Origin of the sequence: Aeromonas sp. WP2-W18-CRE-05, assembly GCF_014168615.1 — a bacterium.
GTDB lineage: Bacteria > Pseudomonadota > Gammaproteobacteria > Enterobacterales > Aeromonadaceae > Aeromonas > Aeromonas caviae.
Map to the genome: position 1 here is coordinate 3763347 of NZ_AP021917.1, position 14392 is coordinate 3777738.

Annotated in this window: 13 protein-coding genes; 4 read left to right on the plus strand and 9 right to left on the minus strand. The window is 60.4% G+C overall.

Annotation, left to right across the window (positions count from 1 at the left end):
- Positions 1–80: 80 nt before the first annotated feature.
- Positions 81–476 (plus strand): VOC family protein, encoded by a 396-nt coding sequence (locus H7R73_RS17505; RefSeq protein ID WP_182951340.1) that lies wholly within the window; start codon positions 81–83, stop codon positions 474–476.
- 71 nt (positions 477–547) lie between these two features.
- Here the strand turns inward: H7R73_RS17505 and H7R73_RS17510 are convergent, their stop codons facing one another.
- Positions 548–1474: a L,D-transpeptidase family protein gene (locus tag H7R73_RS17510; protein ID WP_041212511.1), complete on the minus strand. Its 927-nt coding sequence runs from the start codon at positions 1472–1474 to the stop codon at positions 548–550.
- 443 nt (positions 1475–1917) lie between these two features.
- Between H7R73_RS17510 and trhP the strand changes: the two genes are divergently transcribed.
- Together trhP and H7R73_RS17520 are read left to right on the plus strand one after the other, a co-directional pair.
- Positions 1918–3282, plus strand: a complete 1365-nt coding sequence (gene trhP / locus H7R73_RS17515; RefSeq protein ID WP_010675357.1) for a prephenate-dependent tRNA uridine(34) hydroxylase TrhP — start codon at positions 1918–1920, stop codon at positions 3280–3282.
- Between the two features lies 1 nt (position 3283).
- Positions 3284–3532, plus strand: a complete 249-nt coding sequence (locus H7R73_RS17520) for a YfhL family 4Fe-4S dicluster ferredoxin (protein ID WP_010675358.1) — start codon at positions 3284–3286, stop codon at positions 3530–3532.
- A 198-nt stretch (positions 3533–3730) separates the two neighbouring features.
- Here the strand turns inward: H7R73_RS17520 and H7R73_RS17525 are convergent, their stop codons facing one another.
- Positions 3731–4123 (minus strand): DUF1090 domain-containing protein, encoded by a 393-nt coding sequence (locus H7R73_RS17525; protein ID WP_103259672.1) that lies wholly within the window; start codon positions 4121–4123, stop codon positions 3731–3733.
- 160 nt (positions 4124–4283) lie between these two features.
- Between H7R73_RS17525 and H7R73_RS17530 the strand changes: the two genes are divergently transcribed.
- The gene (locus H7R73_RS17530; protein ID WP_010675361.1) at positions 4284–4637 is read left to right on the plus strand and encodes a DsrE/DsrF/TusD sulfur relay family protein; all 354 of its coding nucleotides are present in this window, start codon (positions 4284–4286) and stop codon (positions 4635–4637) included.
- 3 nt (positions 4638–4640) lie between these two features.
- On the opposite strand, the gene H7R73_RS17535 is transcribed toward H7R73_RS17530, so the two are convergent.
- From H7R73_RS17535 to nusA, 7 genes are all read right to left on the minus strand, one after another.
- A complete protein-coding gene (locus H7R73_RS17535; protein ID WP_103259671.1) occupies positions 4641–5852 on the minus strand; it encodes an MDR family MFS transporter in 1212 nt (403 codons plus the stop codon).
- A 142-nt stretch (positions 5853–5994) separates the two neighbouring features.
- Positions 5995–8133, minus strand: coding sequence for a polyribonucleotide nucleotidyltransferase (gene pnp, locus H7R73_RS17540; RefSeq protein ID WP_029314766.1), 2139 nt, complete (start codon positions 8131–8133; stop codon positions 5995–5997).
- 180 nt (positions 8134–8313) lie between these two features.
- Positions 8314–8583, minus strand: coding sequence for a 30S ribosomal protein S15 (gene rpsO / locus H7R73_RS17545; protein ID WP_010675364.1), 270 nt, complete (start codon positions 8581–8583; stop codon positions 8314–8316).
- A gap of 135 nt (positions 8584–8718) precedes the next feature.
- Positions 8719–9669, minus strand: coding sequence for a tRNA pseudouridine(55) synthase TruB (truB, locus tag H7R73_RS17550; protein WP_041215670.1), 951 nt, complete (start codon positions 9667–9669; stop codon positions 8719–8721).
- Position 9670: 1 nt separating this feature from the next.
- On the minus strand, positions 9671–10105 hold the full coding sequence (rbfA, locus tag H7R73_RS17555; protein ID WP_010675366.1) for a 30S ribosome-binding factor RbfA: 435 nt from the start codon (positions 10103–10105) through the stop codon (positions 9671–9673).
- Between the two features lie 55 nt (positions 10106–10160).
- Positions 10161–12863 (minus strand): translation initiation factor IF-2, encoded by a 2703-nt coding sequence (infB, locus tag H7R73_RS17560; RefSeq protein WP_041212506.1) that lies wholly within the window; start codon positions 12861–12863, stop codon positions 10161–10163.
- Positions 12864–12883: 20 nt separating this feature from the next.
- Positions 12884–14386: a transcription termination factor NusA gene (gene nusA, locus H7R73_RS17565; protein WP_010675369.1), complete on the minus strand. Its 1503-nt coding sequence runs from the start codon at positions 14384–14386 to the stop codon at positions 12884–12886.
- Positions 14387–14392 lie beyond the last annotated feature (6 nt).

Consider the following 14392-nt stretch of genomic DNA (forward strand, 5'->3'; position numbering starts at 1 on the left):
TAACCTCTAGGAAGCTGCCTGCGAGCTGCCGCGAGAGGCCGTCAGCAAGGAACAGCGCCGCCGGTCGCATCGGCCGGAACATGCTGGAGATCATCAAGATGGACAACACCCTGGTCTGGGCCGACATTCCGACACGGGATCTGGATCGTGCCATGGACTTCTACTCGGCCCTGCTCGATGTGCAGGTCACCCCCATCCAGGAAGAGACCATGCGCTTTGCCATGCTGCGCCACGACGGCAGCAACGCGGCGGCCTGTCTCGGCCCCATGGACAAATATCACCAGCCCGGCGGTGCCGGTCCCCTCATCTATCTCTCCCTCGGTGACAGGCTGCAGGAGGCGGAGCTGCTGGTCCCCCGGCTCGGCGGGCGGGTGCTGGAGCCTCTGCACAGCATCGGCAGCGGTCATGGCTCCCGGGTCATCATCGAAGATACCGAAGGCAACTGGCTGGCCCTCTATGCCCCACCAGCCAGCTGACGTCCGGATACGCAGAAACAACAACGGCGACCTGATGGTCGCCGTTGTTGTTTAACTGTACTTGCCGGCCATTACGCCTCTGGATTGAGGCGGGTCGGGATGCCGGTACGCTGTTCCAGCACCTGCTTGACCACGTTGGAATCGCTGTCAGCGTGGGCGATGAAGCGGGTGGTCGCCGGGGTCATGGGCAGCGGCACGGAGGCGGTGGAGTTGAACTCTTCCTCGGTGCGCGACAGCGGCTCGTGCACTTCCATGTAGCGACCGCCATCCGGCTCGACCGTGGTCTTGACCGGCTGGTTGACGAACTGGACGCGGGTGCCGACCGGCACGTGATCGAACAGGTACTTGATGTCGTCGGCGCGCAGGCGCACGCAGCCGCTGCTCACCCGCAGACCGATGCCGAAGGTGGCGTTGGTGCCGTGGATGGCGTACAGGTTGCCGATGTAGAGCGCATGCAGGCCCATGGGGTTGTCCGGGCCGGCCGGCCAGACCGCGGGCAGGGTCTTGCCCTGGGCGGCGTAGCGGCGACGGATGTTCTCGGTCGGGGTCCAGGTCGGGTTGGCACGCTTGCGCTCAACCTTGGTGATCCAGTTCTCCGGGGTGTTGACCCCGAGCTGGCCGATGCCGATGGGCAGCACATGCACCACGTTCTTGCCCTTCGGGTAGTAGTAGAGACGCATCTCCGCCACGTTGATGACGATCCCTTCGCGGGGAGCGTTGGGCAGGATCAGCTGATGGGGAATGATCAGCGTGCTGCCCGCCTTGGGCAGGTAGGGGTCGACGCCCGGGTTGGCTTCCATGATGTTGGTCAGACCCAGCTGGAAGTCGGAGGCGATCTGCTCCAGCGGACGGTTGTCTGCGGGCACCACGTATTCCTGGTTCTCACCGATCAGGCGGCTGTTGGCTGCGGGCAGCTGGTATTCAACGGCGGCGGCCTGCTGGCTGACCAGCGCCAGCGTACATAAAAGAGCCGAAGCGGCAATGCGAAGGGGATTCATAAAATTCCTGTATGGTTTCCTGTTCCTGTGGGCCTTTGCCCTGCTCATCATCGGTCTCTTGTGGGCCCGTCACCGGGGACCAACAACCGAGCGCGCATTCTTTCCCGAGCAGGGCAAAATTTCAACTTGGAGATGGTCTTTTTCGCCGAAAAGATCCATTTCACTGCCAACTCGGGGGCCTCTTTCACCCCTTGCACTCTAGCAACCCCAGTCTGAGCGTAAAATGAACATGGCGCAGACATGCCAAGGCCGTCCCAAATTGCATGACGAGGCGGTCACGAGTACAATCTCGCACCCCGTATATCCGGAGTATCGAGTCACCTCCTGCTCCGATGTGCCCCCATCGGATGGCCGTGCGTCGAAGACGGTAGCGCCACCGATGAACCCACACGACGCCATCAGGTGGCGCCGTCCTGATTTGCAATCAGATAAAAGAGTCCAACATGTTCAGACCAGAATTGCTCTCCCCTGCCGGGACCCTCAAGAACATGCGCTACGCCTATGCCTATGGCGCAGACGCCGTCTATGCGGGCCAGCCGCGCTACAGCCTGCGGGTACGCAACAACGAATTCGATCACGAGAATCTGCAGCTCGGCATCAACGAGGCCCATGCCCTCGGCAAGCAGTTCTATGTGGTGGCCAACATCCAGCCCCACAACTCCAAGCTCAAGACCTTCATCCGCGACATGCGCCCCGTGGTGGATATGAAGCCGGATGCACTCATCATGTCCGACCCCGGCCTCATCATGATGATGCGCGAAGCCTTCCCCGACATGCCTATCCACCTCTCGGTGCAGGCCAACGCGGTCAACTGGGCCACGGTGAAGTTCTGGCATCAGATGGGACTGACCCGTGCCATCCTATCCCGCGAGCTGTCTCTCGACGAGATCGAGGAGATCCGCATGCAGGTGCCGGAGATGGAACTGGAAGTCTTCGTCCACGGGGCGCTGTGCATGGCCTACTCCGGCCGCTGTCTGCTCTCCGGCTACATCAACAAGCGTGACCCCAATCAGGGCACCTGCACCAACTCCTGCCGCTGGGAGTACAAGGTGCACGAGGGCAAGGAAGATGACGTGGGCCAGATCGTCCACCGCCAGGAGCCCATCGCCGTGCAAAAGGTGGATCCGACCCTGGGCGCAGGCAAGCCGACCGATGCCCTGGTGCTGCTGGAAGAGTCCAACCGCCCGGGCGAGTTCATGACTGCGTTTGAAGACGAGCACGGCACCTACATCATGAACTCCAAGGATCTGCGCGCCGTCGAGCACGTCGAGCGCCTGACCAAAATGGGCGTTCATTCGCTGAAAATCGAAGGCCGTACCAAGTCCTTCTACTACTGCGCCCGTACCGCCCAGGTCTATCGCAAGGCCATCGACGATGCGGTGGCTGGCCGTCCGTTCGATCCGACCCTGATGGGCACCCTCGAGAACCTGGCCCACCGCGGCTACACCGAGGGCTTCCTGCGCCGTCACAACCACAGCGAATACCAGAACTACGACTACGGTTACTCCGTCTCCGACACCCAGCAGTTCGTCGGCGAGATCACCGGTCGCAACGGTGACATGGTCGAAGTCGAGGTGAAGAACAAGTTCCTGCTGGGCAACAGCCTGGAGCTGATGACCCCCCAGGGCAACCTCAGCTTCAACCTGGAGCAGATGCAGAACCGCAAGGGCGAGCTCATCGACACCGCGCCGGGCAACGGCCACGTGGTCTACGTGCCGGTTCCCAAGGAGATCGACGTGAATTACGGCATCCTGCTGCGCAATCTCGGCGAGCGAGAGGATACCCGTCAACCTCACTCGGCGGCCTGAGATGGCACTGCTCATCACCGACAAGTGCATCAACTGTGACATGTGCGATCCGGAGTGTCCGAACCAGGCCATCACCCTGGGGAGCAAGATCTACGAGATAGACCCGGATCGCTGCACCGAATGCGTCGGCCACTATGAGAAGCCGACCTGCATCAGCGTCTGCCCTATCGACTGCATCATCTGGGATCCCGCCCATGTGGAGACCGAAGATCAGTTGATGGAAAAGTTCGTGCGGATGCACAGGCAGTAGCTGTAGCACCTGCATCAGCGTCTGCGCCCCATGGACGGCATCCTCCGGGATCCCGTCCATAGGGTGGAGACCGAAATCAGCTGATAGAGAAGTTCGTGCGGATGCACAGGCAGTCAGGGTCTGACACTCGTGGTGTGCATTATCCAGAAATAGAAAAAGCCGGGCATGCCCGGCTTTTTCTATTGCACTGCCCTTCCCTCAGGGTTTGACCAGTTTTTGCAGCGCCTCGAGTTCGCGCTGGGCTTCCAGCAACTCGGCCTGGGACTCCTCCAGCTTGGACTGCTTCTTGGCAATCTTGTCCGGCTTGCCCGATACCCGTGCGCTCTGCAACTCGGCCAGCCGCTCTTCCACTTCTTCCCTCTGCTTGACCACCTTGCGTTGCAGCTCCTCAAGGAGCCCGGCATCGGTACAATGGGCCTCCAGGTTGCGCAGTGCCCGCTCAAGGCCGGCTACCTGCTCCTGGTTGTTGTGCGCCCTGGCGAACGCAAGCTGATCCGTCACGGCCTGCTGTCTGGCCTTGCAGCCGATGTTTTCACTACCATAGGCTTGTCCGGCCAACAACAATAAGCCTATTCCAGCGATCTTCCACATAACAACCTCTTTGTTCTGTCATACTGGATGGCCGTCCATGAGACCTGACTCCCTGTGTGAGGTCAAGACACACGGGGCCGGGCTACGACAGAGTGTGCTCTGCATCATGCCGGGCCGCTTTCGCCGAGGCTACAATGGCCCTTTCAATCAGGAGAGCCACATGACCCAACACATTCTCATCATTGCCAACGGCGCCCCTTATGGCAGCGAGTCCCTGTTCAATGCCCTGCGCCTCGGCATCGCCCTCAAAGAGGAGGGAAAGGTAGACCTCAACCTCTTCCTGATGTCGGATGCCGTCACTGCTGCTCTGGCCGGGCAGGCTCCGGCCGAGGGCTACAACCTGCGCCAGATGCTGGAAATACTGCTGGCTCAGGGCACCCGGATCCGGCTTTGCAAGAGCTGCACCGATGCGCGCGGCATCACCCCGCTACCCCTTGTCGAGGGCATAGAGATAGGCACCCTCCCCTTGCTGGCCCAATGGACTCTGGCCGCCGACAAGGTGCTGACCTTCTAGCCGTCAGGGCCCAGCCCGGACCAGCGCAGTGCGCGAGGTCCGGGTACTCAGACCATAGAGCATCAGGATCACCAGGCAGAGCAGCGCCATCAGGGCGTAAAGCCAACTCCCGCCCCAGTGGGCCAGCACCCAGCCTCCCAGCAAGGCCCCCATGGCCACCCCGAGTCCGGAGATGGAGGCCGCCCCGAAATAGCTCCCCTTCAAATGACCAGGCGCCATCTGATCGATCAGCACATTGAGCAAGGGGAAGAGGATGCACTCCCCGACGCTCAAGAGGATCACCGCCACTATCCAGTGCCACCAGATGGCGGTATCCCCCAGCGCAAACTGCAACTGGGCGCCGAGAAAGAGCGCCACCCCGAGTTGCAGCTTGCGCCGCGTGGACCAGCGGGCAGTCAGGTGCAGCAGGGGGAACTGCAGCATCACTATGGTCAGCGCATTGGTCGTCACCAGCCAGCCGATGAGCCGCTCCACCTCCGGCGTCCCCGCGCGGGTCAGATACTGGATGAGGGGCGACTCGAACTGTGCGTAGACCAGCATCAGCAGCAGATTGGCCATGATCAGCAGCAGAAACCCCCTGTCCTGCCAGAGCACCCGCAGCACGGCACGCATGCCGGGCCCGGCCGCCTGGCTGGTGTGGCAACCCGCCAGCCTGAACCCGATGACAAAGACGATGCCAAGCAGCAGATAGCTGGCACTGAGCAACAGGAAGGTCTCCTGACGCGCGCTCAGGCCATAGGTGACGCCGAGCAGAGGACCGATGGCCGCCCCCAGGTTGAGCAGGAAATAACGCAGGTGCAGCGCCAGCTCACGGGCTTTGGGCTCGGCCAGATTGTCAGCCATCAGTGCCTTGCCCGGTGAGTCGATGAGTCCGTAGGAGAGTCCGCTGCCGATCACCCCGAGTGCCAGCCAGCCCACCTGGTGGGAGAGGCCGAGCAGGGCGACGCTCAGGGCGGACACCAGGCAGCCGAACAACAGGATGTTGCGCCGCCCCCATTTGTCCGAGAGCCAGCCGCCATAGAAGCTGACGAGAGTGGAAAGCGCCGCCGTGGCCCCCAGGATGGCGCCTATCAGGGTCGCCGAAAGTCCGTAGTCACGGTAGAGCAGGATGGAGAGAAAGGGCCAGACCATGAAGAAGGTGGTACGCACCATGAAAGTGCCCAGGATGACGATCCAGACCAGGGAAGGAAACTGTCTGAGGTAGGCCCATGACATGCTGCAATTCCTTTTGCCAACGAAGCGGGGTCGTCCCTTATATCAAGGGGCGCCAAAAGGAACAAGGAGACAATCTGCGCCATGCCGGGCGACAGGCACAAAAAAGCCGACCCAAGGGTCGGCTCTTTCACATACGGCAGCCTTATTCGGCAGCCGGCTCTTCGACGGCAACGGCAGCAGGAGCAGCAGCCGCTTCGGTCGGTGCGTTCGCTTCCTTGATGGAGAGACGCACACGGCCCTGACGGTCCACTTCCAGTACCTTCACCTTCACCACGTCACCGATTTTCAGGAAGTCGGCCACGTTCTGCACGCGGGCATCGGTGATCTGGGAGATGTGCACCAGACCGTCTTTACCCGGCAGGATGTTGACGAAGGCGCCGAAGTCAGCCAGGCGCACGACCTTGCCTTCGTAGATGCGGTTCACTTCGATCTCGGCGGTGATGGCCTCGATGCGGCGGATCGCTTCCATGGCGGCTTCGTTGGCCACGGCGGAGATGCGAACGGTACCGTCATCATCCAGCTCGATGTTGGTGCCGGTCTCTTCGGTCAGGGCACGGATCACGGAACCACCCTTGCCGATCACATCCTTGATCTTCTCAGGATTGATCTTGATGGTGTGGATGCGCGGTGCGAAATCGGAGATCTGAGCACGGGGAGCCTGGATAGCTTCGTCCATCACCTTCAGGATGTGCAGACGAGCGCCACGAGCTTGCTTCAGGGCAATCTCCATGATCTCTTTGGTGATGCCTTCGATCTTGATGTCCATCTGCAGCGCGGTCACACCTTCGCTGGTACCGGCTACCTTGAAGTCCATGTCGCCCAGGTGATCTTCGTCACCCAGGATGTCGGACAGCACGACGAAACCTTCTTCTTCCTTCACCAGACCCATGGCGATACCGGCAACGGAGGCCTTGATCGGCACACCGGCATCCATCAGCGCCAGGGAGGAACCACAGACAGACGCCATGGAGGAGGAGCCGTTGGATTCGGTGATTTCAGAGACCACGCGCACCACGTACGGGAACTCGGCGGCGCTCGGCATCACGGCAGCAACGCCGCGCTTGGCCAGACGACCGTGACCGATTTCACGACGCTTCGGGCTGCCCATCATGCCGGTCTCGCCGACGCAGTAGGGCGGGAAGTTGTAGTGCAGCATGAAGCGATCGGCGCGATTGCCGGTCAGCTCGTCGATGTTCTGGGCGTCACGCTCGGTACCCAGAGTGGCCACCACGATGGCCTGAGTTTCACCACGGGTGAACAGGGCAGAACCGTGGGCACGGGGCAGGATGCCGGTACCGACGGAGAGGGCGCGGATCATTTCCGGATCGCGACCGTCGATACGCGGCTCACCACGTACGACGCGACCACGGACGATGCGGCTCTCCAGGCTGTGGAACTCTTCGCCGATCTTCTTGGCATCTTCTTCCACGCCGGATGCGATGACTTGCTCGACCACGCGGCCCTTGATGGCTGCGATGGTTTCGTAACGAACAGCCTTCTCGGTGATGCGGTAGGCTTCACCCAGTTCAGCGGTGGCCAGTTCGGCAACTTTGGCTTTCAGCGCTTCGTTGACGGCAGGAGGGGTCCAGTCCCAGGGCTTGGTACCGACGTCGGCAGCGAATTCGTTGATGGCGTTGATCACTGTCTGCATCTGCTCGTGACCGTAGACCACGGCGCCCAGCATCACCTCCTCGGAGAGGATGGCCGCTTCGGATTCCACCATCAGCACCGCATTGGCAGTACCGGCAACCACCAGATCCAGATCGCTCTGGGGCAGTTCGGTGGTGGTCGGGTTCAGCACGTACTGGCCGTTCATGTAACCCACGCGGGCTGCACCGATCGGGCCGCCGAACGGGATGCCGGAGATGGCCAGGGCCGCGGAGGCACCGATCATGGCAACGATGTCGGGAGAAACGGCCGGGTTCACGGACATGACGGTGGCAACCACCTGAACCTCATTGAGGAAGCCTTCCGGGAACAGCGGACGGATGGGACGGTCGATCAGACGGGAGATGAGGGTCTCACCCTCGCTCGGACGGCCTTCACGACGGAAGAAACCACCCGGGATACGACCAGCAGCATAGGTACGCTCCTGATAGTTGACGGTCAGCGGGAAGAAATCACGGCCGTGATCGGCCTCTTTCTTGCCAACGACAGTCACGAAGACACAGGTATCGTCCATGCTGACCATGACGGCCGCAGTGGCTTGACGGGCCATCACACCGGTTTCCAGTGTGACGGTGTGTTGACCGTACTGGAATGACTTTACAATAGGATTCACGTGAATTTCCTTTTAACAATTTGGCGCTTTAAATTCGCGTGCAAGTATACTTGATTCGCATCAAAAGGTAAGCGCGGACGTCAATTCTGTGAGGCAGGCAACGGCCTGCATCCTGTTTGAAACGGGCAATAAAAAAGGGGAACCTCGCGGTTCCCCTTTTTTGCGAAATCTGATGGTCGATTAACGACGCAGACCCAGCTTGGCGATCAGAGCAGCGTAACGCTGAACGTCTTTACGCTTCAGGTAGTCCAGCAGCTTACGACGCTGGGAAACCATGCGCAGCAGACCGCGACGACCGTGGTGATCCTTGGCGTGCTCCTTGAAGTGACCTTGCAGATGGTTGATCTGGGCAGTCAGCAGGGCAACTTGCACTTCGGGGGAACCGGTGTCGTTGGCGCCACGAGCGTTGTCGGCAACGATTTGAGCTTTGATCTCAGCATTTAGAGACATGGTATTACTCCAGTAGAGTGTTTAAAGGTTCACAGCCAATCTCTAATTCAGCCGTGAAATGAGGGCGGTATCATAATCGTCCCCGCCCCTTTTCGCAACGGGAAAGACGCGTGACAGACCGATACCGCCTGAGGATCACTCCTCGTCGTGGTAGCGAACCAGACGCTTGGGCGCCACGCGCCCCTCGTCATCGATCTCGCCAACCCCGATGAATTCGCGCTCCGGGCCAACCGTCATGCGGACCTGGCCACTTTGGGGGCTACCTGCCACCTGCACGGCCTGACCCTGGTTCACATAGGCGGCCACGGCGACCAGCATGTTTACCTCGGGCAGGGAGGCCACGGCGGTGTCCATCGGCAGCAGCAGGGGATCTAGCTGCTCCCGTGGCGGAATGCTTTCGGCCTTGGCCTGCTCGAAGATACACTCGAGCTGCTCCAGGGTCAGCATCCGCTCGTAGGGGTAGCTCGCCACCTGGGTGCGACGCAACTGGGTGACGTGAGCGCCACAGCCCAGCACTTCACCGAGATCGTCCACCAGGGAACGGATATAGGTACCCTTGCTGCAATGCACTTCCAGCTTCACCTCGTTCCCCTCGAAGCCGAGCAGCTTGAGTTCGAAGATGGTGATGGGACGGGCTTCCCGCTCGATCTCGATCCCTTCACGGGCATATTCGTAGAGCGGACGGCCGTTGTGCTTGAGGGCGGAGTACATGGACGGCACCTGCATGATGGGGCCGCGGAACTGGTCCAGCGCCTCGATCAGGGTACCCACGGCCACGTTCACCGGACGGGTGGAGACCACCTCGCCGTCGGAGTCGCTGGTATTGGTGCGCTCGCCCAGCTTGGCGGTCACTTCATAGCGCTTGTCCGCTTCCAGCAGATACTGGGAGAACTTGGTGGCCTCCCCGAGGCAGATCGGCAACATGCCGGTGGCCAGGGGGTCCAGGGCGCCGGTATGGCCAGCCTTGGCGGCGTTGTAGATCCGCTTGACCTTCTGCAACACATCGTTGGAAGTCAGGCCGGTCGGTTTGTCCAGCAGCAGGATGCCGTGTACGTCACGGCCTTTGAAACGACGTCTACGAGACATCTCAGGCGTTATCCTCAGTCGTGTCATCCGGTGCGGATTGCTCTTCGTCACGACCGGCTTCAGTCATGCGACGCTTGTCTTCACGCACAGTGTTGGTCACCAGGTTGGAGAGGCGCATCCCCTCGACCAGGGTCTGGTCGTAGTAGAAACGCAGCTCGGGCACCACCCGCAGACGCATGGCGCTGCCCAGCAGGCTGCGGATGTAACCGGCAGCCTCGGTCAGGCCCTTGAGCCCTTCCTTGATGCGCTCGGCGTCATTCTCCAGTTGCAAGAAGGTGACATAAACCTTGGCATAGTTGAGGTCCTTGGAGACCTCCACGTCGGAGACGGTCACCATGCCGATGCGCGGGTCTTTCACCTCGCGCTGCAGGATCAGCGCGATTTCACGCTGGATCTGCTGCCCGACCCGACGGGTCCGGCTGAATTCTCTGGCCATATTCTATCCTGCGATAAAAGGGGGCCGCGGCCCCCTATTTTGTCTAACGCTCGGCTTACAGAGTCCGCTGAATTTCAACGGTCTCGTACACCTCGATCTGGTCGCCTTCACGCACGTCGTTGTAGTTCTTGACCGCGATACCACACTCGTAGCCGTTGCGAACTTCGTTGACGTCATCCTTGAAGCGGCGCAGGGATTCCAGCTCGCCTTCATAGATAACCACGTTGTCACGCAGAACGCGAATGCGGTTGGAACGCTTGACCACACCTTCGGTAACCATACAGCCGGCAACGGCGCCGAACTTCGGCGACTTGAAGACGCTACGCACTTCAGCCAGACCGATGATCTCCTGACGATACTCAGGAGCCAGCTTGCCGCTCATGGCCTGCTTCACTTCGTCGATCAGGTCATAGATGACGGAGTAGTAACGCAGATCCAGGCTCTCGGATTCGATGACCTTGCGCGCAGAAGCGTCGGCACGGACGTTGAAGCCCACCAGGATGGCGCTGGAAGCCGCGGCCAGGGTCGCGTCGGTTTCGGTGATGCCACCTACGCCGGAACCCACGATCTTCACCTTCACTTCGTCGGTGGAGAGTTTGACCAGCGCATCGCAGATCGCTTCCACAGAGCCTTGTACATCGGCCTTGATCACCACGTTCACTTCGGACACTTCGCCCTCGGTCATGTTGGCGAACATGTTTTCCAGCTTGGCCTTCTGCTGGCGAGCCAGCTTGACTTCGCGGAACTTGCCCTGACGGTAGAGCGCCACTTCACGGGCTTTCTTCTCGTCACGCACGACCGTGGCTTCGTCACCGGCAGAGGGAACACCGGACAGGCCGAGGATTTCCACCGGCAGGGACGGACCCGCTTCCTTGATCTCGCGACCCAGTTCGTCACGCATGGCGCGCACCCGGCCGTATTCGAGACCGCACAGCACGATGTCGCCCTGACGCAGAGTACCTTCCTGTACCAGCACGGTGGCAACCGGACCACGACCTTTATCCAGGAAGGATTCGATCACGACGCCGTTGGCCATGCCGTCAACCACCGCTTTCAGCTCCAGCACTTCGGCCTGGATCAGGATGGCTTCCAGCAGGTCGTCGATGCCTTCGCCAGACTTGGCGGAGACGTGCACGAACTGGCAATCGCCACCCCAGTCTTCGGACATGACGTTGTAACGGGCCAGCTCGGTCTTGACGCGATCCGGATCCGCTTCAGGCTTGTCGATCTTGTTCACCGCAACAACCAGCGGCACACCGGCCGCCTTGGCATGCTGGATAGCTTCGATGGTTTGCGGCATCACGCCGTCGTCAGCTGCAACAACCAGCACAACGATGTCGGTCGCCTTGGCACCACGAGCACGCATGGAGGTAAACGCCGCGTGACCCGGGGTATCCAGGAAGGTGATCATCCCGCTGTCGGTCTGTACATGGTACGCACCGATGTGCTGGGTAATGCCACCGGCTTCGCCCGCGGCAACCTTGGCCTTACGGATATAGTCCAGCAGCGAGGTCTTGCCGTGGTCGACGTGACCCATGATGGTCACGACCGGCGCACGCGGCTTGGCTTCGGAGGTCTCGTCACGATCGCTAAGTACCGCCTCTTCCAGCTCGTTCTCACGGCGCAGCACTACCTTGTGACCCATCTCCTCGGCGACCAGCTGAGCGGTCTCCTGGTCGATCACCTGGTTGATGGTGGCCATGGCACCCATCTTCATCATCACCTTGATGACTTCAACGCCCTTGACGGCCATCTTGTTGGCGAGCTCCGCCACTGTGATGGTCTCGCCGATGACGACGTCACGGTTGACCACGGCAGCCGGCTTGTTGAAGCCGTGTTTCATGGCGTTCGGCATGGCCATCTTGCCACGCTTGCCTTTGCGGGCACGCGGATCGCGGGAGTTGCGGTCATTGCGGTCGTCTTCGCGACGGCCGACCTTCTTCGGCGCCTTGGCAGCGGCAGCCGTGCGACGGCTGGTCTCTTCCTTACGATCCAACTCATCTTCGGCCGCTTGCGCGTGCTTGTTGGTGGTCAGATGGTAATCGCTGCTCTCTTTGGCGCGAGCCGCTTCTTCTTCAGCCCAGCGGGCCGCATTCTGTTCCGCCATGATGCGAGCCTCTTCGGCTTTCTTCGCGGCGAGTTCTTCAGCTTTTTGCAAAGCTGTCTGTTCCTGTTGGCGCTTCAGTTCTTCTGCTTCGCGCTTGGCCATCTTTTCTGCCTCTTGCTGAGCTGTGCTAACGGCTGCTTTGGCGGGCTGTTGAGCCTGTCGAGCCTTCTGTTGTGCCTCGATCCGCGCCTTTTCCTCAGCTTCACGACGAGCCTGCTCAGCCTCACGGCGAGCCTTCTCTTCAGCGTCGAGGCGGGCCTTCTCTTCGGCCTCGCGACGAGCTTTTTCTTCTGCTTCCAAACGCGCTGTTTCCTCGGCTTCCGCCTGGCGCTGTTCATCTTCCAGCGCCGAGCGTCTTACATAGGTGCGAGACTTGCGCACTTCTACCTGCACTTCCTTGTTCTTGCCACCAGTCCCCTGAACACTCAGAGTGCTCTTGGTCTTGCGCTGCAAGGTCATGCGAGCAGGTGCGGTGACCTCGTCACCTCCATGCTGTTTCTTCAGATGTGCCAGCAGAGTCTGTTTCTCAGACTCGCTGACCATGTCGTCGGCCTTGCTCTTCACGATACCGGCATCGACAAACTGCTGGAGAAGACGATCAACCGGCGTGTCGATGTCAGTGGCAAGTTGCTTAACTGATACTTCTGCCATTCATTTTCCTCCGTTTGACCTTATTCAGACTGCTCTTCTCCGAACCAACAGATATTGCGAGCAGCCATAATGAGCTCACCAGCCTTCTCGGCGGTCAACTCTTCGATGTCGGCAAGGTCATCGATACCTTGCTCTGCCAAATCTTCCAGGGTGCCGACACCGCGAGCGGCCAGGGCATAGGCCATTTCACGGCCGAGGCCGGAGAGATTGAGCAGTTCTTCGGAAGGCTCGACGCCTTCAAAGGATTCTTCTTTGGCCAGGGCCTTGGTGGTCAGGGCATCCTTGGCACGCTTGCGCAGCTCTTCGACCATGTCTTCATCCAGACCGTCGATGGCCAGCAGCTCGTTGACCGGGACGAAGGCGATCTCTTCCAGGGTGGAGAAGCCCTCTTCCATCAGCAGGCCGGCGAAATCGTCGTCGATATCGAGGGTGCTGGTGAACAGGTTCATGATGCGATCGTTCTCGGCCTGGTGCTTGGCACGCATGTCCTCGACGGTCATCACGTTCAGTTCCCAACCAGTCAGCTGGGAGGCCAGACGCACGTTCTGACCGTTGCGGCCGATGGCCTGGGCCAGGTTGGCGGCTTCCACGGCGATGTCCATGGTGTGGTTGTCTTCATCGACGATGATGGAGGCCACATCGGCTGGCGCCATGGCGTTGATCACGTATTGGGCCGGGTTGTCATCGTACAGCACGATGTCGGCACGCTCACCGCTCAGCTCGGCGGAGACGGCCTGAACGCGGGCACCACGCATGCCGATACAGGCACCGATCGGGTCAATACGACGATCGTTGGTCTTCACCGCGATCTTGGCGCGGGAACCCGGATCACGGGCGGCGCCCATGATTTCGATCATCTCTTCGCCGATTTCCGGCACTTCGATGCGGAACAGCTCTTTCAGGAAGTCCGGGCTGGAGCGGCTGACGAACAGCTGGGAACCACGGGCTTCCGGACGCACGGCGTAGAGCAGGCCACGGATACGGTCGCCGGGACGGAAGGTCTCACGGGGCAGCATGTCGTCACGGAAGATCACGGCTTCGGCATTGCTGCCCAGATCCAGGATCACGTTGTCGCGGTTGCTCTTCTTGACCACGCCGCTGATGATGGTGCCTTCCTTGTCCTTGAACTGGTCAACGACTTGGGAACGCTCAGCCTCGCGCACTTTCTGCACGATGACCTGCTTGGCGGTCTGGGTGGTGATACGGTCGAAGGTCACAGAGTCAATCTGGTCTTCAACATAGTCGCCGATCTGGATATCCGGCTGCTCGATCTGAGCGGCTTCGAGGGTGATTTCCCCGTACGGGTTCTCCATGGAAGCCTGATCGGCCACCACGACCCAACGGCGATAGGTGTCGTAGTCACCGGTCTTGCGATCGATCTCGACACGCACTTCAATCTCGCCTTCGTATTTTTTCTTGGTCGCAGTCGCCAGCGCAGTCTCCAGAGCCTGGAAAATCTTCTCGCGGGGGACAGCCTTCTCGTTGGACACAGCGTCAACGACCAGCAAAATCTCTTTATTCATATCCGA